The organism is Bradyrhizobium sp. KZN70725, assembly GCF_055264925.1.
The window spans coordinates 1-870 of record NZ_JBUYWT010000186.1 but is presented as its reverse complement, the minus strand read 5'-3'; the positions used below and the strand labels follow the sequence as shown (position 1 = coordinate 870).

The window sequence follows — 870 nt, the reverse complement described above, 5'->3', positions numbered from 1 at the left end:
AACGCTGGCCTCGAGCCTGTTCACGGCCGCGGATCCTGACGGCGACACCATCACGCAGTACGCGTTCTGGGACACCGGCGGCAATGGCCATTGGGTGGTGAATGGCGTCGCGCAAGCAGCCGGCACCAACATCGAGGTGTCGGCGGCGAACCTGTCGCAGGTGAGTTACGTGTTCGGTCCCGGCGGCTCGCCGTCGGATACGCTCTGGGTGCGGGCGAACGACGGATTGGCGTGGGGCGCTTGGACAGGCTTCACCGCAACACCGGGACCCGACAGCCCGCCGATCGTGACGGCATCGAACGTGACGGCGACCCATGGCGAGACGTCAACGCTGGCCTCGAGCCTGTTCACGGCCGCGGATCCTGACGGCGACACCATCACGCAGTACGCGTTCTGGGACACCGGCGGCAATGGCCATTGGGTGGTGAATGGCGTCGCGCAAGCAGCCGGCACCAACATCGAGGTGTCGGCGGCGAACCTGTCGCAGGTGAGTTATGTGTTCGGGCCGTTCGGCTCGCCGTCGGATACGCTCTGGGTGCGAGCGAACGACGGATTGGCGTGGGGCGCCTGGACAGGCTTCACCGCAACACCGGGACCCGACCGTCCGCCGATTGTGACGGCATCGAACGTGACGGCGACCCATGGCGAGACGTTAACGCTGGCCTCGAGCCTGTTCACGGCCGCGGATCCTGACGGCGACACCATCACGCAGTACGCGTTCTGGGACACCGGCGGCAATGGCCATTGGGTGGTGAATGGCGTCGCGCAAGCAGCCGGCACCAACATCGAGGTGTCGGCGGCGAACCTGTCGCAGGTGAGTTACGTGTTCGGTCCCGGCGGCTCGCCGTCGGATACGCTCTGGGTGCGGGC

At 66.8% G+C, this 870-nt stretch carries 1 pseudogene; it reads left to right on the top strand.

The window, feature by feature from the left end:
* A pseudogene (locus ACZBJS_RS42615) lies at nucleotides 1-870 on the top strand (hypothetical protein); the annotation flags it as partial.